General features: G+C 66.7%; 15 protein-coding genes. 7 read left to right on the forward strand and 8 right to left on the reverse strand.

Features of this window, described 5'->3' with window-relative positions:
• Nucleotides 1-77: 77 nt before the first annotated feature.
• The 3 genes from RMR04_RS21340 to RMR04_RS21350 form a co-directional block, all read right to left on the reverse strand.
• Nucleotides 78-725 (reverse strand): formylglycine-generating enzyme family protein, encoded by a 648-nt coding sequence (locus RMR04_RS21340; protein ID WP_311910385.1) that lies wholly within the window; start codon nucleotides 723-725, stop codon nucleotides 78-80.
• A 603-nt stretch (nucleotides 726-1,328) separates the two neighbouring features.
• Nucleotides 1,329-2,162, reverse strand: coding sequence for a DUF4399 domain-containing protein (locus RMR04_RS21345; protein WP_311910386.1), 834 nt, complete (start codon nucleotides 2,160-2,162; stop codon nucleotides 1,329-1,331).
• 222 nt (nucleotides 2,163-2,384) lie between these two features.
• Nucleotides 2,385-3,443 (reverse strand): AraC family transcriptional regulator, encoded by a 1,059-nt coding sequence (locus RMR04_RS21350; protein ID WP_311910387.1) that lies wholly within the window; start codon nucleotides 3,441-3,443, stop codon nucleotides 2,385-2,387.
• Nucleotides 3,444-3,677: 234 nt separating this feature from the next.
• On the opposite strand from RMR04_RS21350, the gene RMR04_RS21355 reads away from it, so the two are divergent.
• The 7 genes from RMR04_RS21355 to scpA all read left to right on the forward strand — a co-directional run bounded on the left by RMR04_RS21355 (nucleotide 3,678) and on the right by scpA (nucleotide 18,295).
• Nucleotides 3,678-5,048: a winged helix-turn-helix domain-containing protein gene (locus tag RMR04_RS21355; RefSeq protein ID WP_311915901.1), complete on the forward strand. Its 1,371-nt coding sequence runs from the start codon at nucleotides 3,678-3,680 to the stop codon at nucleotides 5,046-5,048.
• A 645-nt stretch (nucleotides 5,049-5,693) separates the two neighbouring features.
• Complete coding sequence (locus RMR04_RS21360; protein WP_311910388.1) at nucleotides 5,694-12,284, forward strand: autotransporter-associated beta strand repeat-containing protein; 6,591 nt, start codon at nucleotides 5,694-5,696, stop codon at nucleotides 12,282-12,284.
• 425 nt (nucleotides 12,285-12,709) lie between these two features.
• A complete protein-coding gene (locus RMR04_RS21365; RefSeq protein ID WP_311910389.1) occupies nucleotides 12,710-14,677 on the forward strand; it encodes a methylmalonyl-CoA mutase subunit beta in 1,968 nt (655 codons plus the stop codon).
• 12 nt (nucleotides 14,678-14,689) lie between these two features.
• Nucleotides 14,690-15,025 carry a type II toxin-antitoxin system RelE/ParE family toxin gene (locus RMR04_RS21370; protein WP_311910390.1) on the forward strand — a complete coding sequence of 112 codons (336 nt, stop codon included), beginning with the start codon at nucleotides 14,690-14,692 and terminating at the stop codon, nucleotides 15,023-15,025.
• Nucleotides 15,022-15,303 (forward strand): helix-turn-helix domain-containing protein, encoded by a 282-nt coding sequence (locus RMR04_RS21375; protein ID WP_311910391.1) that lies wholly within the window; start codon nucleotides 15,022-15,024, stop codon nucleotides 15,301-15,303. The genes RMR04_RS21370 and RMR04_RS21375 overlap by 4 nt, the downstream gene beginning before the upstream one ends.
• Nucleotides 15,300-16,133, forward strand: a complete 834-nt coding sequence (thiD, locus tag RMR04_RS21380; protein ID WP_311910392.1) for a bifunctional hydroxymethylpyrimidine kinase/phosphomethylpyrimidine kinase — start codon at nucleotides 15,300-15,302, stop codon at nucleotides 16,131-16,133. Before RMR04_RS21375 ends, thiD begins: the two co-directional genes overlap by 4 nt.
• A complete protein-coding gene (gene scpA / locus RMR04_RS21385; protein ID WP_311910393.1) occupies nucleotides 16,130-18,295 on the forward strand; it encodes a methylmalonyl-CoA mutase in 2,166 nt (721 codons plus the stop codon). The genes thiD and scpA overlap by 4 nt, the downstream gene beginning before the upstream one ends.
• A 39-nt stretch (nucleotides 18,296-18,334) precedes the next feature.
• On the opposite strand, the gene RMR04_RS21390 is transcribed toward scpA, so the two are convergent.
• The 5 genes from RMR04_RS21390 to RMR04_RS21410 all read right to left on the reverse strand — a co-directional run bounded on the left by RMR04_RS21390 (nucleotide 18,335) and on the right by RMR04_RS21410 (nucleotide 22,004).
• Nucleotides 18,335-18,694 (reverse strand): hypothetical protein, encoded by a 360-nt coding sequence (locus tag RMR04_RS21390; protein WP_311910394.1) that lies wholly within the window; start codon nucleotides 18,692-18,694, stop codon nucleotides 18,335-18,337.
• 80 nt (nucleotides 18,695-18,774) lie between these two features.
• On the reverse strand, nucleotides 18,775-19,029 hold the full coding sequence (locus tag RMR04_RS21395) for a hypothetical protein (protein WP_311910395.1): 255 nt from the start codon (nucleotides 19,027-19,029) through the stop codon (nucleotides 18,775-18,777).
• Nucleotides 19,030-19,129: 100 nt separating this feature from the next.
• On the reverse strand, nucleotides 19,130-19,918 hold the full coding sequence (locus tag RMR04_RS21400; protein WP_311910396.1) for an ABC transporter permease: 789 nt from the start codon (nucleotides 19,916-19,918) through the stop codon (nucleotides 19,130-19,132).
• A complete protein-coding gene (locus tag RMR04_RS21405; RefSeq protein ID WP_311910397.1) occupies nucleotides 19,915-20,832 on the reverse strand; it encodes an ABC transporter permease in 918 nt (305 codons plus the stop codon). Before RMR04_RS21405 ends, RMR04_RS21400 begins: the two co-directional genes overlap by 4 nt.
• Complete coding sequence (locus tag RMR04_RS21410; RefSeq protein WP_410492144.1) at nucleotides 20,829-22,004, reverse strand: ABC transporter ATP-binding protein; 1,176 nt, start codon at nucleotides 22,002-22,004, stop codon at nucleotides 20,829-20,831. Before RMR04_RS21410 ends, RMR04_RS21405 begins: the two co-directional genes overlap by 4 nt.

Genomic DNA, 22,004 nt, shown 5'->3' on the forward strand with positions numbered 1-22,004 from the left:
CGCTGGCCTTGCGGGCGACAGGCCGCCTAGAGCCGGATCAATGCGAAAAACCGGTTCCCACTTTTTCGCATCCTGCTCTAGCGCTCCCGCGCAACGCGAAAGCCGTTGGTCTGGAAGCGCACATCGAAATCATATTTGAAGCGCGAGGCCGAACGAACATATTGCGGCTCGCTGCTGAAGGAGCCGCCGCGCAATACGCGTTCCTTGCAGCCCGGCTTCGCCCAGGCCGAGCCATTGGCGGGCGCGGATCTGTAGCTGTCGTTCCAGCAGTCCTCCACCCATTCCGCCAGGTTTCCCGACATGTCATAGAGGCCGAAATCATTGGGCGGATAGGTTGCGACGGCAACCGCCCCCGTCGAGCGCGGCCCATCGCAGCCCGAACAGTTGGCGCGGGCCTTTTCCATCATCTTGCCCCAGGAATAAGTGGTGGGCCGGCCTGCGCGCGCGGCATATTCCCATTCGGCCTCGGTCGGCAGCCGATAGGTCTGGCCGGTCCTTTTCGACAGCCAGGTGACATATTCCTGCGTGTCCTCCCAGCTCAGGTTGCCGACCGGGCGCCTTCCCCGGCCGGCGCCCCGATCATCCGGCGAGAAGGCACAGCCTTTGGCTGTGACGCAGGCATCCCATTCATCATAGGTCACTTCGGTGCGGCCAATATAAAACGGCTTCCTGATGGTGACGGTGTGGACCGGCGCCTCGAAGCGAAACAGTTCTGTCGACCCCATGGCGAAAGCGCCTGCTGCAATTGCGATCATCGGCGGGCACTCCGCGCAATCCTGCAATGGCGCATTGGCAGGCGCGACCGGCGCGGCGGGTGTCGGCGTAGCAGGGGGCGGCGCCTTGCCACTCAAACGCTCGATCCGGGCGCGCGCCTCTGCCGCATAGAGCCCGGTTGGCCAGGCATCGAGATAAATCCGGAAATCGCCGAGGTCGGTTTTGTCCTTGATCGAATTCCAGTAGCGGGTTTCGAGGCTGCCTGCGTCGGCTGCGGGCGGGGCCGGGGGGCTTGCGCCAGAACAATCGTGTCGGAAAGGCGCGGCGCCAATGGCCCGGCGGGAGCCGGATACGGCAACAGCCAGAATATCAGGCCAAATGCGACAGCCATTAGCCTGGATGCAGGCATCAAATACGGAAAGCCGGAGCCCAGGATCACATTTGATTCAGCTGCCATGGACTGCCATCGTCTGCGAAATACCGGGTGCGGGGCAAGATTTTAAAGACCTTACAATCATCGGATCAGAGTTACCCGCGCCGCGCCCAAGTTTTTCGACATCCACTCCTGTCTCTCCCGCGCCTGTCTTGCCCGCACCTGTCTTGCCCGCACCTATCTACCAGCGCCGCTGCCTGTGCGGCCTCACCACCCTCACTTCGATCCGCTGTGACATGACCGGCGGATCATGCGGGATATGGTCGTGATCGCCCAGCACGAGCTGCAGCGTGTGCCGGCCCGGCGCAAGCGTGATCTTCTTCTCAGTCTCACCGCGGCCGAAATGGATATGGTTCGGATCGCTGGCGATGGGCTCCCCCAGAGCGGGAGCCGGCCGGTCGATGATGAGATGGTGATGGCCGGTGCCAGCCTTGACGACGCCTGCCGGGGCCACACCCATAGTGCGCAGTCCAAACCGGACCGTCAGGTTTTGCGGGACGACCGAGCCGTTGGAAAGGCCGATAAAATAGACCTCCGAATCCGGCAGCGACGCCGTGCGCCCGGGCGCGGTGGCCTTGTCGGCAACCGTCACGTGGATCACCGCGGACATGATCGGAGGATTATGCGGCACATGGTCTTGGTCGCCGAGCAGCAGTTGCAGCGTATGCGGGCCCGGAGAGAGGACAAGCTCGGCTTCCGTCTGGCCGCGCCCGAAGTGCAGATGGCTGGGATCGCTTGGAATCGGCTCGCCTAACGGCGGCACCGGGCTGTCGATCAGAAGATGATGATGGCCGGAATTGGCTTTTGCGACCGCCGCCGGAACAACTTCCAAATTGGAAGCGCCGAACTTGATGGTGAGCTTCGGCGGAATGACGGCGCCATCCCTGAGATCCGTGAAAAAAACCACGGCATCAGGCCGGATCGGCGTGCGCGATGTTTGCGCCTGGGCGAGCGCGGGCGTCAGCAGGAGGATCGAACAGACTGCAAAGGCCCGCAAGGCATAACGATCCAGCATCGTCCAGCTCCTTCGCAACCAGCTCGTCACAGGAGTAGCAGAACAGGAGTAGCAAAGCGGCCCTGGAAAGGCAAAAATCTCCGCTCGGGTGATGTCATCCTTTTGCCATGTCATGCTCTTGCGATGTCGATGGCAAAAGCTCTGCCAGGGCACAGCAGCGTCGCGCCGGGACAGCGGCTCGGAAACCTCTTCCTATCTCGATATGGAACGTCGCAGATGCGCTCAACGGGAGGAGCGCGATGAGCGTCGCGCGGCCTCGGATGGCGTCTCGCCGAAACGGCGGCGAAAGGCGGTGGCGAAGCGAGCCGAATTGGTGAAACCGTAGCGGCGCGCGACCGTGGTCACCGAGGCGCCGGATGCGCCAAGAGTCAGATTGTCATGAGTCAAATCGTCACGCGCCAGCTCGAGCCGGATGGAGTGCAGCACGCCAAGGGGCGTCGTGCCGCGGAAATGCTTGAACACATGGCCCAAGGTTCGCACGCTGCATCCAGCCGCGGCGGCGACGTGGGGCATGCGGATCGGCTCCGCGCCATGTGCGCGCATGAAATCCTCCGCGCGCCGAATATAGGCCGGGACCACGGCGGAAGCGCCCCTGTCCAGCTGATCGACATAGTTATGTGGCGCGCCGCGGAGCACCAGCGAGATCAGCAGATCGGTCAAAGACGCCAATGCGACGGGGCTGCTGGCGACGCCGTCGGGTCGCTGAAACTCGTCCATGACAAAATCGAGCTGGCGCTTCAGGCTGACGGCCAGCCCGCTGCCCCAATCGAGATCGGGCCCGAATTCGAGCGGCTGCCGCAGGCGCTCATCGAGCATCTGCTCCAGCGCATCCTCGACATCGGTGACCTTGAAGAAGACGTTCGTGCGCGCGTTGTCGTCGCTGATCAGGAGCCGGCCACCGGGGCCGGGCCTCCAGACGAGGCCGCGACCGTCCATGGCCGTCGTGGAATTACCCTTTTTGACCAATGTGATGTGGCCACTGAGCATCGTCGTGAAGCAAAACAGGTCGCCTTCGTCGCCGTCGACGGAGACATCCGTTGCGAAGCTGCTATCGGCATAGCTTGCCAGGATCGAGCCGGCGGCACGGGTCGCGAGCCTAAAAATCGGCTTGTCGAACTTCGCGCTCCACAGCGCGCGATCCTGGAGCTGGTAAGTGTAGATGCGGTCCGATTTGGCGACGCGTTCAGTGACGCGCAACCGGCCATCCAGATCCCCTGGATCCTTTGCCCGGACAATATCGAACATCGCCGGCAGCGCAGGCTCGATTACAGGCACGACCATCGATATGCCCCCGTCCCGGCCGCGTCAGCCGTTCGCATCCGCAGCATAGACAGATTTTGCGATGCATGGACAGATTTGGCGACCAAGACGCAAGAACCGTCAGAATAGGCATCCGCCACCTCGATAACGTGGCAGGTTGAACCGATCGCAAGCGGGTGTTGTCAGGTTCGCACATGGTGACCGCAAGACCCCTGCCCGGCAGCCTTGGGCAGCGGGGAATTTGTTTTGGTGGGGATGACTGACCAACTGGAATCGCCGCGCACCCTCCTCGCCTTCGATGGCTTCGTCCTCGACCTCACGCGCGGGGTTCTGACGGCTGAGGCGCGGGAGGTGGTGCTGCGCCCCAAGACCACGGCGGTGCTCGCGCATCTGCTCGCCCATGCCGGCCAGATCGTATCGCGTGACGCCTTGCTCACCGCCGTCTGGGGCGATGTTGCCGTCTCGGACGACAGCTTGACGCAATGCGTTTCGGAAATCCGGCGCGCGCTGGGAACCGTCCAGGCGGACTTGCTGCAGACCCACGCACGGCGGGGCTATGTGATGGCGACGCGGTTGTGCCCGGTTGCGCCAGCCGCCGATCCGTCAGCGCTATTCACCCCGGGCGCCGGCGCCAATGCTGCAACGCCGCCCGGCTCGGAAGCACCGATGCAGGCTGGCAGTCGACCGCGCAGCCGCCTGGCCTGGGCCGCCCTTGTCGTGGGCGGCTTTGTCGTGGGTGGCTTGGGTCTCGTGTTTTCGGCCGCCGCCTGGATCAGCGCAAACCGCCTGCCTGAGCCAGTAGCGCCGTCCGTCGTGGCATCTGCGAAGCCCTCCTCCTGGGACGAGGCACGGCGACTGCTGGGGGAAGGGCGCGGCGCCCAGCAGGGCGGCGGGACGTATGAGGAACGCCTGCGCGCGAGCCTGCCGCTGTTCCTGCGCGCGCTCGCGGTCGAACCGCGCCTGGCGGAAGCGGCCGCCGAGGCGGCCTTCGTCCATACGAATCTGCGCACCACCGGTGCCAGTCGGGACCCGGAGCTGGACTTACGCGAGGCGGAGCGCCTGGCTGCCCTGGCGATGGCGGCAATGCCTAAGGCGTCCCTTTCGCTGGCTGCCCAGGCGGCCGTCCTGCGGCAGCAGCGCCGCTTCGCCGAGGCGATCGTTTTCTACGAGCGCGCCGGCGCGGATCCCGTCCGGGTCATAGACCGTGCCAATGCCGGTATCATGCATCTGATGCTGGGCGACGCCGAAGCCGCCCAGCCGCCGCTGCGGGCCGCATTGCAGGAAAGCCCCCTTCACCAGTTCTCGGCAGGCTGGCGGGTCTATCTCGGCTTGGCGAAGCTGATGACGGGGCAGCCGGACCAGGCAGCCGATGATTTCCTGACGTCGACCGCGCTCAGTTTCCCAACTGAGGAACGGCTTTTTTATCGCCTGGTTGCACTGCAAGGCGCCGGTCGCCTGGCCGAGGCGCAGGCGCTTGATACCAATCTGCGGCAGCGGGATCTGGCGCTCCTGGCGCGTCCGCTGCGGGCGTTTGGCATGTCGGATGAGGCCGCCTATCGCGCCCGTTTCGAGACGGCGGTGCTGGCCCCGCTGCACCGGATGGGCTGGGTCCAGATTGGCCGTTAGAGCGCTCTCGAATGCGTCGAGGACAAGCCTCACCCGTCGCGTTTCGGGTAAATTTCGGATGTTTTTCGTTCGGGTTTCAGGACGGACGCCGCCAGCTCTGCCTAGTTCCGCGCAGGGGTCATCTCGCCCTGCCGAAGATCTCGCCATGAAGAGCGCCGCGGCCCGCCTGAAACTGTAGCCCCGCTTAACGGGTCCACGCACGACCGGCACTGCAAAGGCCGGGACCTTCAAACGCGATATCTGGGCTGCGGGGAATTTGTCTTGGTCTGTATTCTGGTCTCATCGAGCCACATTCTTTCGCGCAGCGATCGTCGAGGCGTGAATTCCAGGGAACGCCGCCGCGGCCTGCTTCGCGCCACCGCGCTCGTCGGTCTCATGTCACTCGTCCAGGTCGCCGGACTGACGGTTTACCCCGTTCCGGCCGCCGCCGAAGGTGGCGACGGTGGCTCTAGCGGGGTCTTTGGCGGCAACGGTGGGGCTGCTGGCCAAGCGGGGGCAAACGGAATCTGCGGCTCTTGCGTAGCTGCGGGTAACATATCGGGCGGAGGCGGCGGCGGAGGCGGCGGTCTCGGGAATACGGTTGGTGGCACCGGCGGCCAAGGCGGTATTGGCGATGCTCCCGGTGACATAGGTGGCACCGGTGGCGTGGCCGGCACGGCCGGCGGGGCTGGCGGAGCGGGAGGGAACGGTACGCAATTCGGAGAAGGCGGCGGCGGCGGTGGCGGCGGTGGCGGCGCCATCGGCTCGACGATCGCGGGACCGGCCACGATCCTCGCTCCCGTGTCCGCCGGATCCGGCGGAGCGGGCGGCGCCGGCGGCGTAAGCGCGATGCCTGGCTCAGCTCAAACCACTGGCGGCGGCGGCGGCGGCGGTGCCGGCGGTATCGGACTTCTGGTGACGGGGGCTGCATCCATCAGCAACCTCTCCACCATCACCGGCGGTGCCGGCGGGGCAGGCGGCGCTCCTGGAGCGGCGACCGGCGGGGAGACTTCCGGCAATGGCGGCCAAGGTGGCGATGGCGGGGCCGGCCTCAAGTTCGCGGCTTCGGGTTCGACACTGACGAACAGCGGAACCATCACAGGTGGTGCCGGTGGCCCCAACGGCGCGAACAGCTTCGCCGGCGTCCCCTTCGGCGGCGCCGGCGTTACCGGCGCCAACCTGACTATCGTCAATAGCGGAACCATCGCGGGTGGCGTGAATCAACTCGGCAACACCAGCTCTGCGATTGAATTCACAGGCGGCGCCAACACGCTGACCCTCCAGCCGGGTTGGGTTCTGACCGGCGCCATCAGCGTCAGCGGCAGCGTGACGTTCAATCAATCCTTCAACACCAATGTAGCCTCAAAGATCACGGGTGATGGGGCGGTCATTCAGAATGGGACCGGAACCCTGACGCTGTCAGGGATAAACAACTACAGCGGTGGCACGACGATTTCGGGCGGTACGCTGGCCATAACGAATGTCTTGTCGGTCAGCAGCGAACTCATCACGCTCGATGGTGGGACGTTCCAGGCTGCCGCTGCTGGTCTCTATATGACCAATGCCGTCGCGATCAACACGACCAACGGCACTGTCGACACGCAGGCGAACACTCTCACGCTCGCCCGAATCATTGCTGATGGCAACGGCTCCGGCGCGCTCAGCAAGAGCGGATCCGGCCGGTTGGTGCTGGGCGGTGTGAATACCTATAGCGGCCTCACCTCGATCAATGAGGGCACGCTGGCGCTTGGCGTGGTGGGCGCTTGTAATGGCTTTTTCTGTTTTCCCGACGCATTCGGCAGCGTCGCGGCCTCGAGCGGCGTCGTCATAGCAGCGGGTGCGGTGTTCGACCTTTCCAATGCTCACGAACTTTCGGAGGCCCTCGGCACGACCATCAAATCGCTGGCGGGTACTGGAACCGTGGTGCTCGGCTCCGGCACGCTCGCCCTGTCGAACGCAGCCGGCACGTTCGGCGGCGCGATCAACGGGGCTGGCGGGTTGACGCTGACGGCAGGCACCCAAACCCTGACCGGGAGCAATGGCTATACCGGCGCGACCACCCTCAACGGTGGCACGCTGGCGCTGAGCGGTGCCGGCAGCATCGCGGCTTCGAGCGGCGTGATCACCGCAGCTGGCGCGGTGCTTGATATCTCCGCTGCGACGGGCGGCGGCGCGACCATCCAGTCGCTGGGCGGCACTGGCGGCACCGTGACGCTCGGCACCAAGACGCTGACGCTGTCGAACGCCACTGCCGGCTTCTTTGACCCCTCCGGCACATTCGCTGGCGCCATCAATGGAACCGGCGGGCTGACGCTGACGGCCGGCAGCGAAGCTCTGTTCGGGACCAATGGCTATACCGGTGCGACGACCATCAATGGCGGCGTTCTGGCTATCGCCGGCAATGGCAGCATCGCCGCCTCCAGCGGCGTGAACCTTGCGGCCAATGCAGGGCTCGACTTCACTTGGACGAACTCCGGTGTGACCCTCCAGGCGCTGGCCGGCGCTGGAGGCACCGTGACGCTCGGATCGCACACGCTGACCCTTTCAAACGCCTCGGGAACGTTCGGCGGCGCGATTATGGATACGGGCGGGGTGACGCTTGCGGCCGGCACCCAGATTCTCTCCGGCACGAACACCTATACCGGTGCGACCACGATCGACGGCGGCACGCTGGCGCTGAGCGGCGCCGGCAGCATCGCGGCATCGAGCGGCGTGAGCATGGCAGCGGGGGCGGTCCTTGATATTTCCGCTTCGACAGGCGGCGGAGCGACGATCAAGTCGCTGGCCGGCACCGGCGGCAGCGTGACGCTCGGCACCAAGACGCTGACGTTGTCGAACGCCTCAGGCACATTTGCCGGCGCGATTGCCGGAGGTGGCGGGCTGACGCTGACGGCCGGGACCGAGACCCTGACCGGGAGCCAGGGCTATTCGGGCGCGACCACGATCAATGGCGGCACGCTGGCGCTGAGCGGCGCCGGCAGCATCGCGGCCTCGAGCGGCGTGAGCACGGCCGCGGGCACGGTGCTTGATCTGTCCGCGTCGACAGGCGGTGGCGCGACGATCAGGTCGCTGGCCGGCACCGGCGGCACTGTCGCGCTCGGCACCAGGACGCTGACGCTGTCGAGCGCGTCAGGCACATTTGGCGGCGCCATCAATGGCAGCGGCGGGCTGGCGCTCGCGGCCGGGACCGAGACCCTGACCGGGAGCAACGGCTATTCCGGCGCGACCACGATCAATGGCGGCACGCTGGCGCTGAGCGGCGCCGGCAGCATCGCGACATCGAGCGGCGTGAGCACGGCCGCGGGCGCGGTCCTTGATATCGCCGCTTCGGCAGGCGGTGGCGCCGCCATCAAGTCGCTGGCCGGCACCGGCGGCACCGTGGCGCTCGGCACCAGGACGCTGACGCTGTCGAACGCCTCGGGCACATTTGGCGGCGCCCTCAATGGAAGCGGCGGGCTGACGCTGACGGCAGGCACCGAGACCCTGACCGGGAGCCAGGGCTATTCGGGCGCAACCACGATCAATGGCGGCACGCTGGCGCTGAGCGGCGCCGGCAGCATCGCGGCCTCGAGCGGCGTGAGCACGGCAGCGGGCGCGGTCCTCGATATCTCCGCTTCGACAGGCGGTGGCGCCGCCATCAAATCGCTGGCCGGCACCGGCGGCACCGTGACGCTCGGCACCAGGACGCTGACGCTGTCGAACGCGTCAGGCACGTTTGGCGGCGCCATCAATGGAAGCGGCGGGTTGGCGCTGACGGCAGGCACGCAGACCCTGACCGGGAACAGCTCGGCGTTCACAGGCACGGTCACTATCAATTCCGGCAGGCTGCTGATGGGCGCGGGTGGAACGCTCGGCAACGGCGCGGCCGTCGTCAACGTCAACAATGGCGGCACGCTGGGCGGAAGCGGCACGGTCGGCGGCAATGTCGCCGTCAATGCAGGCGGCATCCTGTCGGCGGGCTTCAGCCCGGGGACGCTGACCATCAGCGGCGATCTGGTTCAGAACAGTGGCGCGATCAGCACTTTCGAGCTTGGGCAGCCTGGTATCGTTGGCGGCGCGAGCAATGATTTCGTGAAAGTCGGCGGCAATCTGACGATGGGCGGCACGCTCAACCTCGTCACGGCGACGGCAGGCTGGTACCGCCTTTACGACGTGGCGGGAACGATCTCCGGCTCGTACGGCACCGTCAATTCCGGCGCGTTGACCAATACGATCTACGCGACGATTCCGAACCAGCTGAACGTGCTGCTGGCCGGGGCCGGTCAGATCGTTCAATTCTGGGATGGCACTGATGCGACCGGCAATGGCGCAGTCAATGGCGGCACCGGCTCCTGGAGCGCCGCCAACACCAACATGACCTCGCAACCGGGCGCGCAGATTAACGACCAGTGGCGTGGCGGCGTCGGCGTTTTTGCGGGCGTGGCGGGAACAGTCACCGTCGCTGGCACGCAGAGCATCCAGGGCCTGCAATTCACGGTCGACGGCTATTCGCTGGTCGGCGGAACCTTGAACCTGACCGGCGATCCCTTCAGCGATCCAACCAAGAGTTTCATCACGACCGATGCAGCCGTCACGGCGACGATCGGCTCGACCATCGCCGGCGCCGGCATCGGCCTGACCAAGCAGGGCGCCGGCACGCTCATCCTCACCGGCGCCAATAGCTATGACGGCGGCACCACGATCAATGCCGGCACCTTGCAGATCGGCGATGGCGGCACCACCGGCTCGATTATCGGCGATATCACCGACAACGCGATCCTTGCGATCAACCGCTCGGACATCGTGACCTTCGCCAAGGTCGTGTCCGGCACCGGCGCACTGCATCAGAACGGCACTGGCACGCTCATCCTGACCGGCACCAACCTCTATACCGGCGGCACCACGATCAACGCCGGCACCTTGCAGATCGGCGATGGCGGCACCATCGGTTCGATTGTCGGCGACGTCACCAATAACGCGATCCTTGCCGTCAACCGGTCCGGCGCGCTGACGCTGTCCGGCGATATCTCCGGCACCGGCGTGCTGCAGCAGAACGGCACCGGCACGCTCATCCTGACCGGCACCAACAGCTATACCGGCAGCACCACGATCAGCGCCGGCACCTTGCAGATCGGCAATGGCGGCACCACCGGCTCGATCGCGGGCGATATCACCAATGACAGCGTCCTTGCGATCAACCGCACGGACGCGCTGACGCTGTCCGGCGACATATCGGGCACCGGGATGCTGCAGCAGAACGGCACCGGCGTCACCACGCTGGCGGGCGCGGCGAGCTATCTCGGCGCAACGATGGTCAATGCCGGCACGCTGCGGGCGAATGCGGCCAATCGATTCAGCACCGCGAGCGCGGTCACGATCGCGGCAGGCGCCGCCCTCGACGCCAACGGCTTCGATCAGGCCATCGCCTCGCTCACTGGTGCGGGCAATGTCGCGCTCGGCGCCGGGCGGCTGACGCTCGCCAACGCTGTATCCACCCTATTTTCCGGTACGATCGCAGGCAGTGGCGGTCTGACGCTCGCCGCCGGCACGCAGACCCTGTCGGGCGTCAGCAGCTATACCGGCGCGACCGCGATCAATGGCGGCACGCTCATCGTCAACGGCTCCATCCTCGCATCGTCCGGCGTCACCGTGGCAGCGGGCGCCTCGATCGGCGGCTCGGGCCAGCTGCCCTCGCTGACCGTGAACGGCACGGTGTCGCCGGGAAATTCGCCGGGTACGCTGACGGTGAACGGCAATCTCGTGCTGGGGGCGGGCTCGACCTATGTTGCCGAGATCCAGGGCGCGGTGTCCGACCGGATCAATGTCACCGGCACGGCTTCGCTTGCCGGCACGCTGCGGCTGGCGCCGCTGGGCGGCGCCTATCTGTTCTCCGCGCCCTACACGCTGCTCGCGGCGGCAGGCGGGCGGACCGGCAGCTTCAGCCCTGTCGACACGACAGGCAGCTTCGGCGACGGCGTCACCACGAGCGTCGCCTATACCGCGACTGAGGTGCAGCTGACCCTGTCGCCAAAGCCGTTGGCGCCGATCATCGTCGATCCCACCCCGACGCCGCCCTCGCGTCCTGGCTCGGACCTGCCAGCCTCGGACAAACCAGGCCCGGGCCGCTCAACCAATGCCTTTGCGGTGGCGCGGGGCATCGATGCTGCCGTAGCCAACGGCGCCGATCCGTCCCTGCTGTTTGCGATCTACAACCTGCCGGCGGCCGCCATCCCCGCCGCCGTGAACCAGCTCTCCGGCGAGATCCACACTGCCGCGCCCGCAATGGCCAACAGCGCGGCGGGGCAGTTCCTGCGCACCATGCTCGACGGCTCCGCCACCGGGCGGCTCGCGAACGGTCCCGGAGGCGCGGCCGGCTTCACCGCAGACCTGCCATCGCGGCAAGACGGAGTGGTACGGGCGAGCCTCGACCCGGCGCGCTTCTCGCTTTGGGGCGCGAGCTTCGGCTCGACCGGGCGCAGCGACGGCGACAGGGCCGTGGGCTCGGCGAACCGCAACCTCTCCGACGGCCATCTCGCTTTTGGCGCCGATATCAGGCTCGGCAACACCACGGTGGTGGGCGCGGCGGTCGCGGGCGGCCAGTCGCACGCCTCGCTTTCGGGCGGGCTCGGCAAGGCGAAGGCTGATGTCTTCCAGGCCGGTCTCTATGGCCGCACTGTCCTCGGCCCGGTCAATCTCGCCGCGGCGCTCGGCTATGCAAGGCTCGACACCGATACCAACCGCGCCATTCCCGCCCTCGCCCGCAGCGGCGTCGCCGCCTCCTATGTCACGCAGGCGTGGAGCGGGCGGGTCGAGGCGAGCATGCCGGTGGCGAACTGGGGTGGCTTCACGCTTTCGCCGCTCGCAGCCTTCCAGGCGGTGCAGGCCAGGAGCCCCGCCGCGGTCGAGCGCGACAGGGCCGGCGCGACAGCAGGCATGCTGACGCTGGCGCGGCGCTCCGACATCACCAGCCGCAGCGAGCTCGGCCTGCAGCTCGACGCCACGCTGATGCTCGGCGCGACCCCGGTCACCGGCTTCGTCCGCGCCGCCTGGGCGCGCTACTACCAGCGCGACGCAGACCTCACCGCCTCGATCAACGGGCTTGCCGGCGCGAGCTTCAGCGTCACCGGCGCGAGGCCCGACCGCAACGCCGCCCTGCTCTCGGCAGGGGCCGACATCAAGCTCAGCCCCAGCGTCAGCCTCGGCATGCGCATCGACTCCGAACTCGCGGCAAAGACCCGCCGCATCGGCGGCACAGCCCAGTTGAGGGTCAGCTTCTGAGTTGAGCGGCAGCCATTGGACCGCTGCTGGCCGCCATCGTACCGATGCGGAGCGAATACTCCGCTTTCAGGCAAACCGCGGTGCCTGGAAGCGGTTATGTTTCGAATGACTCGAGGAGGTCATGACACCAGCGACCCTTGATCAAACTGCCCGGAACCAGACATTCCAGATGCCGGCAACGGCTCAAGAGCCGACAACGCCATCAGGTCCCAGAGCTCTCCCTGCCTTCCCTCCCCCCACCCCCTCGCATTCGCGCACGCCGTCTGCGACGAAGTAGGCATGGCGGTGCGCCTGCACCCATGGCAATCAGCGCTTCGCGATTGCACAATGGTAGGGCAGAGGGAGCACAAGCGCAGATGAACGCGGCCGCATCGCCAGACCTTCCCCTATTGTCGGATCTGCCTTCACTGTCAGATCTGCCTTTCATGAACGCCTTTCCGTCGCCCTCCCTGGAGCAGTGGCGGGGTGCGGTCGACAAGGTCCTGAAGGGAGCGGATTTCGAGAAGCGGCTGGTCGGCCGCAGCGCCGACGGCATCCGCATCGAGCCGCTCTACGCCGCTGCCAGTCCGACGCAGAGACCGCTCCGGACCGAGGCCGGCCGCTGGCATGTCGCGGCCCGTGTCGACCATCCCGAACCGGCGCGAGCGCAGGAGCTCGCTTTGGCCGATCTCGAAGGCGGCGCGGATTCGCTCGTGCTGTCCTTCACCGGGGCACGCGCGGCGCGCGGCCACGGGCTCGTCGCGGGCGATGTCGCAGCGCTTGATGCAGCGCTTGACGGCGTCATGCTGGAGCTGATCCGGCTGCGACTCGACCCGGCCCCGCAAGGCCGCGTCAATGCGCTGCTGCTGGCGGCCCTGTTCGAGAAGCGCGGCATCGCGCCCGATAGCGGCGCGGTCGATTTCGGGCTCGACCCGATCGGGCTTCTGGCCAGCGAAGGCGTCTTCGCCGCCTCCTGGCCAGAGATCGGCCGCCGGCTGGCGGAGACGATCCGGGCGCTGAAACAGCGCGGCTTCAACGGGCCGTTCCTCACCGCCGACGCCCGCCCATATCACGAGGCTGGCGCGAGCGAGGCGCAGGAGCTCGGCGCGGCGCTCGCCACGGCGGTCGCCTATCTGCGCGCGCTCGAGGCACAAGGCATGGCGCTGGACGAGGCGCGCGACGCGATCTCCTTCGTCCTCGTCGCTGACACCGACGAGTTCATCACCATCGCAAAATTCCGCGCCGCCCGGCTGCTCTGGGAGCGCGTGCAGACGGCCTGCGGGCTCACGCCGAAGCCGATGGTCCTGCATGCCGAGACTGCCTGGCGCTCGCTGACGAAACGCGACCCCTGGGTTAACATGCTGCGCGGCACGATCGCGACCTTCTCGGCCGGGATCGGCGGCACCGATAGCCTCATCGTCCTGCCCTTCACGGCCGCGCTCGGCCTGCCCGACGCTTTTGCCCGCCGTATCGCGCGCAACACCCAGCTCGTCCTGCTCGAAGAGGCCAATCTCTGGCGCGTCGCCGACCCCGCCGCCGGGGCCGGCAGTTTCGAGAGCCTGACGCAAGCGCTCTGCGAGCAGGGCTGGAGCAAGTTCCAGGATCTGGAGCGTGAGGCCAAAGACGGGCTGCCGGGCATCGTCTCGGCGCTGACGAACGGCCATGTCCAGGCCGGCCTCGCCCGCCAGAGGGAGGCGCGTGCCAAGGCGATCGCCACCCGCCGCGAGCCGATCACCGGGACGAGCGAATTCGCCAATCTGAAAGAGGCCCCCGTCAGCGTGCTCGATGTCGCGCCCGCCGCGCGCCGCGCAGCCCGCCCCTCCGCGACCAAGGCGAGCGCCCAGGACCAGGGCGACCTTATCGCTCAACTGGCGCAAGGTGCGACACGCGAACAGGCATTGAGCGCCCCAGAGGAGGCGCTGCGAGCCGAGCCCCTGCCCTCGCACCGCCTGGCCGAGGCGTTCGAGGCCCTGCGCGACAAGGCTGATGCCTTCGCTGAGCGCCCCTGCGTCTTCCTGGCGACGCTGGGGCCGATCGCCAATTTCACCGCGCGCGCAGGCTTCGCCCGCAACCTGTTCGAGACCGGAGGGCTGGCGGCGCCGAGCCAAGACGGCTTGACCAAAGACGGTTTCAGCAAGGAGGGCGCAACCGATCTTGCGGCCCTCATTGCGGCTTATCAGGCGTCGGGCGCGCGCCTCGCCTGCCTCTGCGGCTCGGATGAGCGCTATGCGGCGGAGGCGACCGCTGCCGCCACGGCGCTCAAGCAAGCCGGCGCGACGATCTGGCTCGCCGGCCGGCCGGGCGAGAGCGAGGCCACCTTGCGGGTCGCAGGCGTCAGCGCATTCATCTATGCTGGCTGCGACGTCGTGGCCCTGCTCGAAAGCGCGCTTGCCATCTCGGCATTGTCCGTTTAGCGCAAATTTGCTATGGTGGCCGCTTCGCAATGGACGTTCGAAACGCTGAACGCAGCGGTCGATGACGAAGTCGCTGCTCTGCCGGCGGAGGTTCAGGCTCGTTTCATCCGGGCAGGTGAATTGATCCAAACCGGCGGCCTGGCCTCATTGCCTGCACATTGGATCAAGCATCTGGATGGCAAAATCTGGGAATTGAGGCTCCAGGGACGCGATGTGATCGGACGTGCGCTCTACGTGACAGCGACAGGACGGCGGGTCGTCGTGCTGCGCGCCTTTATCAAGAAGACCCAAGCCACGCCGCTGCGGGAACTCGAATTGGCCAGGCAGAGAATGAAAGACGTCCGATGACAGCCTTGCATGATCTCAAAGCGCGCCTGTTGGCGAATCCCGCAGTGCAGTCGGAATATGACGCGCTCGAAGAGGAGTTCGCCCTTCTCACCTCGCTGATCCAGGCGCGCACTCGCGCCGGGTTGACGCAGGAAGAGCTCGCCCAGCGCATGGGCACGACGCAATCCGTGATCGCGCGGCTCGAAAGCGGCCGCGGCAAGCCCTCGACCCGGACGCTGGAGCGCTATGCCCGGGCCACGGGCACCAAACTCAGGATCACATTGGAAGCCGCAGAGTGAGCACACCGCCCCCCATCGCCCTGACCATCGCCGGCTCCGATTCCAGCGGCGGCGCCGGCATCCAGGCCGATCTGAAGACCTTCGCGGCGCATCAGGTCTATGGCGCCAGCGTTATCGTCGCGCTGACGGCGCAGAACACGACAGGCGTCCGCGCGATCCACGCCGTGCCGGCTGATTTTGTCGCCCAGCAGATCGATGCGGTGTTCGAGGATCTCGATGTCGCCGCGGTCAAGATCGGCATGCTGGCGACGGCGGAATTGATCGAGACCGTCGCTGCCGGGCTGATCCGCCACAAGGCCCGCAACATCGTGCTCGATCCGGTGATGGTCGCGGCGTCGGGCGCGAAATTGCTGCAGGACGACGCCGTCGACGCGATCCGCCGCCACCTCTTCCCGCTGGCGACGCTGATCACGCCGAACCTACCCGAAGCCGCCGCGCTGCTGCGCACGAGCATTGTAGAGACCGATGCGGCAATCGACGAGCAGGCCGGCAAACTCGCGGCGCTTGGAGCCGCGAACGTCATGATCAAGGGCGGGCATGGCACCGGTGACGTCAGCAGCGACCTCTTGCTGCTCTCCGGCGGCACCCGCCAGCGCTTCAACGCACCGCGCCTGGCGACGCGCAACACCCATGGCACGGGCTGCACATTGTCATCGGCGATCGCGGCGGGCCTGGCCAAGGGGCTCGCTTTGCCCGAGGCCGTCGGCCAGGCGAAGCGCTATATTTCGGCGGCCATCGCCGCCGCCGATCAGGTTCAGGTTGGCCATGGCCACGGACCGGTGCATCATTTCCACCATTGGTGGGATCAATCCGACGGGAGACAGCCATGACCGCGATCCCGGATTTCACGACGCTGACCTTTGCCGATGGTCCGACCTCGCCGGCCCCGACGCCTTCGACCGGCGCCGACTGGTTGACGCCGGAGGGCATTCCGGTGAAGCCGCTCTACGGGCCTGAGGACCGTGACGGCCTGCCCTTCGTCGAGACGCTTCCGGGCATCGCGCCTTATCTGCGCGGGCCTTACCCGACGATGTATGTCAACCAGCCCTGGACGATCCGGCAATATGCCGGCTTCTCCACGGCCGAGGATTCCAACGCCTTCTACCGGCGCAATCTCGCTGCCGGCCAGAAGGGCCTCTCGGTCGCCTTCGATCTCGCCACCCATCGCGGCTATGATTCAGACCACCCCCGCGTCGGCGGCGATGTCGGCATGGCCGGTGTCGCGATCGACTCGATCTACGACATGCGCACGCTGTTCTCCGGAATCCCGCTCGACCAGATGAGCGTGTCGATGACGATGAACGGCGCGGTCCTGCCGGTGCTGGCGCTCTATATCGTCGCGGCCGAGGAACAGGGCGTGCCGGCGGCCAAGCTCTCAGGGACCATCCAGAACGACATCCTCAAGGAGTTCATGGTCCGCAACACCTATATCTATCCGCCGACCCCTTCGATGCGGATCATCGGCGACATCTTCTCCTATACCTCGCAGAACATGCCGAAGTTCAATTCGATCTCGATCTCCGGCTATCACATGCAGGAGGCGGGAGCGACGCAGGATCTGGAGCTCGCCTACACGCTCGCCGACGGCGTCGAATATATCCGCGCCGGCCAGCGCGCCGGCCTTGGCGTCGATGTCTTCGCGCCGCGGCTGTCCTTCTTCTGGGCCATCGGCATGAACTTCTTCATGGAGGTGGCGAAGCTGCGCGCCGGCCGCCTGATCTGGGCCAAGCTGGTCAAGGATTTCGGCGCGCAGAGCGAAAAATCCCTGCCGCTGCGCACCCATTGCCAGACCTCGGGCTGGTCGCTGACGGCGCAGGACGTCTTCAACAATGTGCCGCGCACCATGATCGAAGCGATGGCGGCCACCCAGGGCCACACCCAGTCGCTGCACACCAATGCACTCGACGAGGCGCTGGCCCTGCCGACCGACTTCTCCGCCCGCATCGCCCGCAACACCCAGATCCTGCTGCAGCAGGAGAGCGGCACGAGCCGCATCATCGACCCTTGGGGCGGGTCCTATTATGTCGAGCGCCTCACCGCCGAGCTTGCGGCGAAAGCCTGGGCGCATATCCAGGAGGTCGAGGCGCTCGGCGGCATGGCCAAGGCGATCGAGGCCGGTATCCCGAAGCTGCGCATCGAGGAGGCCGCCGCCAAGACGCAGGCCCGCATCGATGGCGGCCAGCAGGCGATCATCGGCGTCAACATGTTCAAGCCTGAGAACGAGGCCATGATCGACGTGCTCAAGGTCGACAATGCCTCGGTGCGCAAGCAGCAGCTCGACAAGCTCCGCCGGCTCAAGGCCGAGCGCAATGAGGCCGATGTGCAGGCGGCCCTGACCGCACTGACCAACGGAGCGCGAGGCGACGCCAACCTGCTCGACCTCGCGGTGAAGGCTGCGCGCGCGAAAGCCACCGTCGGCGAGATCTCGATGGCGATGGAGCAGGTTTTCGGGCGCCACCGCGCCGAGATCAAATCGATCTCGGGCGTCTACAAGCGGGAGGTCGGCACCATGAACCCAGCCGTGACACGCGTGCAGATGATGACCGAGGCTTTTGAAGAGGCCGATGGCCGCCGCCCGCGCATCCTCGTCGCCAAGATGGGGCAGGACGGGCATGACCGCGGCCAGAAGGTCATCGCCTCGGCCTTCGCCGATCTCGGCTTCGACGTCGATATCGGGCCGCTCTTTGCCACCCCCGACGAGGCGGCGCGCCAGGCGGTCGAGAACGACGTCCATATCGTCGGCGTCTCCTCGCTCGCGGCAGGGCATCTGACATTGGTGCCGGAGCTGAAAAGTGCGCTCGCCAAGGCCGGCCGGCCCGACATCATGATCGTCGTCGGCGGCGTGATCCCGTCGCAGGATTTCGAGGCGCTCGTTGAGGCCGGCGCGAGCGCGATCTTCCCACCGGGGACAGTGATCGCCGACGCGGCCGAGAAGCTGCTCGAAAATCTCAATCAGCGGCTGGGCTACGCACAGAAAACGGCCGCCGAATAGCGTTGGCGGCCGATACGGAGTTCTGGGAGCGGCGGCGACTCAGTTGAACCGCCCAAGCCTTATCTCCTGGGAATGAGCCTTATCGCCTGGGCGTGGTCTCGTAAGTCTGCCCGCCGGGGAGCTCCTGGCCCGGCGGTGTGTAGAATTGACGCCCGTTCGGCAGAACCCGGCGCGGCCGAGCCCATTGGGGCCGGCAGGCACGTTGTAACCGCGCCCATAGGCTGGCCGCTGCGGGCGGTAGGCGCGTTCGCGATAATGGCGGCGCTGGCCATAGGAGGGGCGATCATAGTCGCGCCACTGGGCCTGAGCTGAACTCGGCGCGGCCACGCCGCCCAGGCCGACGAAGCCTGCGCCGAGAACCAGCGTCGTCGCGGCGACGATAAGGGTCTTGCGGATCATGATCGTGGTCCTCTCGTGTTTCCCATAAAACCACGGGCCCGGAGCATTTGTTCCGGGCCCGTGCGGCCGCTCATCCGGGATCAGCGCCAGCCGTAACCATAGGCCGGCGGCGGGGCGCGGAAGCCTTGACCTTCATATTGATGCCGCCAATGGCGCCGGCCCCAATAGCCGTGGAAGACGGGCGGCGCCGGGCGCCAACCATACTCCGCACGTTCATAGCCACGCTCATAACGCCCATCGAAGGCGCTCGCGGATGTGATCGGCGCGAAGCTCGCAACAGCCAGCGCCGCAGCGCCGATGGCGAGGGTGGAGAGGCCGGCGAATGTACGGAACATGGTCCCTGTCCTGTCTGACGGCGAAGGACACTCCCTCGCCTGACCCAGACATTCGCATGTCGCGGGTGAACGAGCCTTGAGGCCGCCATTCACCTGCTATTTATCCGCCGGCCATCCGCTCGCGCTTCAGCAGGAGCGAGGCCGCGATCACGGCAATGGCGACCGCGCCGATCATCAAGGTGCAGGCGGCGTTGATCTCGGGGGAAACGCCGAGCCGCACGGCCGAATAGAGCCGCATCGGCAAGGTCGTCGCGCCCGGCCCGGTGGTGAAGTTCGCGATCACGAGGTCGTCAAGCGAGAGCGTGAAGGCGAGCATCCAGGCCGCCGCGACCGCCGGCCAGATCAATGGCAAGGTCACGGTCCAGAAGGTTATCAGCGGCGTCGCGCCCAGATCCTGCGCCGCCTCCTCGAGCGAGCGGTCGAAGCCGACGAGCCGCGCCTGGATGACGATGCAGGCAAAACCCAGGCTGAAGGTCGCGTGGGCGATCGTCACGGTCCAGAAGCCGCGCTCGATATCGGCTGCGACGAAGAGCAGGAGCAATGACAGCCCGGTGATGACCTCCGGCATGACGAGCGGCGCCAGCACCATGCCGGAGAACAGGGTCCGGCCGCTGAACCGGCCATGGCGCGCCAGCGCCAGGGCCGCGAGCGTGCCGAGCGCGGTCGCCAGCGTCGCCGAGACGCAGGCCAGTCGCAGGCTCAGCCAGGCGGCGTCGAGCAGCGGCTCATTATGCATGAGCGCGCCATACCAATGCGTCGAGAACCCGCCCCAGACGGTGACGAGACGCGAGGCATTGAAGGAATAGGCGATGAGCGCCAGGATCGGCAGATAGAGGAAGGCGAAACCGGCGACGAGCGCCAGGATCAGGCCGGGCCCGAGCCGTTTCATACAGCCCCTCCCCGCGCCATGCGCGCGCGCTGGAGCAGCGCCAGCGGCAGGACCAGCAGGATGAGGAGCACGACCGCCACAGCCGAGGCGAGCGGCCAGTCACGATTGGAGAAGAACTCCGTCCACAAAGCCTTGCCGATCATGATGGTGTCGGGCCCCCCGAGCAGATCGGGAATGACGAACTCGCCAACCGCCGGAATGAAGACGAGCGCGCAGCCGGCGAGCACGCCGGGGATGGAGAGCGGCAGCGTCACGGTCAGGAAGGCCGTCCACGGCCTGGCGCCGAGATCGGCGGCGGCCTCGAGCAGCGAGCGATCGAGCTTCTCGAGCGCAGCAAACAGCGGCAGCACCATGAAGGGCAGATAGGAATAGACCATGCCGATCAGCACGGCGGCCTCGGTGTTCATGAGCCTGAGCGGTTCCTGCGTGAGGCCAAGGCCGATCAACGCCGCATCCAGCAAGCCATCGGGCCGTAGAATGCCGATCCAGGCGTAGACGCGGATCAGGAAGGAGGTCCAGAACGGCAGGATGACGAGCACGAGCAGCGCGCCTCGCCAGTTTTTGGGAGCGGACGCCATCGCATAGGCAAGCGGATAGCCGATCGCCAGCGCAAGCAAGGTCGTCAAACCGGCGATGCGCAAGGAATAGAGATAGCTCTGCCAGTAGAGCGCGTCATCGGCGAGAAGGCGGAAATTGTCGAGATCGAGCGCCGCCAGGAACTCTCCGATCGCGGCAAAATTTGCGAAATCGAGACCTGCGAAATGCGGCGCATAGGGCGGCAGCGCCGTATCGGCATGCGAGAACGCCATGCGCAGCACAATCGCGAAGGGCACGAGGAAAAAGGCGAGCAGCCAGAGATAGGGCACCGCGACGACGAGGCGACGAATGCCTTTGCCGGACGCAGCTTCGCTCATCGCGGCAAGGCCAGCCCGGCCTCGACATCCCAGGACAGCCAGACCGCATCGTCCCAGGCGAAGGGTCGCTCGATCCGCCGTGTGCGGTTGGCCAATGCGACCTTCAAAAGCGTGCCGCCTTCCCCGCCGACCATGACCTGGATCATGGTGACGTCGCCGAGATAGCCGATGTCCCAGATCTCGCCCTTGACCTTGTTGAGGCCTTGCGCCGGTTCGTCATGGCTGAGCGCGATCTTCTCCGGCCGCAAGCCTATGAGCAGCGCGTCGCCCGGCACAAAGCTGGCTGCGTCCTCATCCAATTCGAGCGGGCCGGCGACAGCCGTCTCGACCCTGACGAGATCACCGTCGACGAGCGAGACGCGCCCCTCCAGGACATTGATGTCGCCGACGAACTCGGCGACGTAGCGATTGACCGGGGCCTCGTAGATCACATCCGGCGGGCCGATCTGGACCAGCCGGCCATGGTCCATCACCGCCATGCGGTCGGCCATCGTCATGGCCTCGTCCTGATCGTGGGTGACGACCATGAAGGCCGTGCCGAGCGTGCTCTGCAGATCCATCAGTTCGAACTGCGTCGCCTCGCGCAATTTGCGGTCGAGCGCCGCCATCGGCTCGTCGAGCAGCAGGAGCTTTGGCCGCTTGGCGAGCGAACGGGCAAGCGCCACGCGCTGGCGCTGCCCGCCGGAGAGCTGGTCGGGCCGGCGCGCGCCGAGCCCCTCCAACTTCACCAGCGCCAGCATCTGCGCGACGCGGCGGGCGATCTCGGCCTTGGCTAAGCCCTCGCGCTTCAGCCCGTAGCCGATATTGTCGGAGACGCTGAGATGCGGAAACAGCGCATAGGACTGGAACATCATGTTGACCGGGCGCAGATGCGGCGGCACGGCGGTGATGTCGATGCCGTCGAGCAGGATCTCGCCGGAATCGGGCCGCTCGAACCCCGCCAGCATCCGCATCAGCGTGGTCTTGCCGCAGCCGGAGGGGCCGAGCAGCGCGAAGAATTCGCGCGGATAGAGCGCAAGCGACAAGCCATCGACCGCCGTCACCGCGCCGAAGCGCTTGGTGACATTGCGGAACTCCACCAGCGGGCGCGCCTGCGGGTCGTTCCAGGGCTGGAAGGCGCGGCGCACGCTGCCCGGCGAGGCCTTGCGCATGGCGACCGCCCCCTGCCCCAT

Origin of the sequence: Bosea sp. 685, assembly GCF_031884435.1 — a bacterium.
Classification (GTDB): Bacteria; Pseudomonadota; Alphaproteobacteria; order Rhizobiales; family Beijerinckiaceae; genus Allobosea.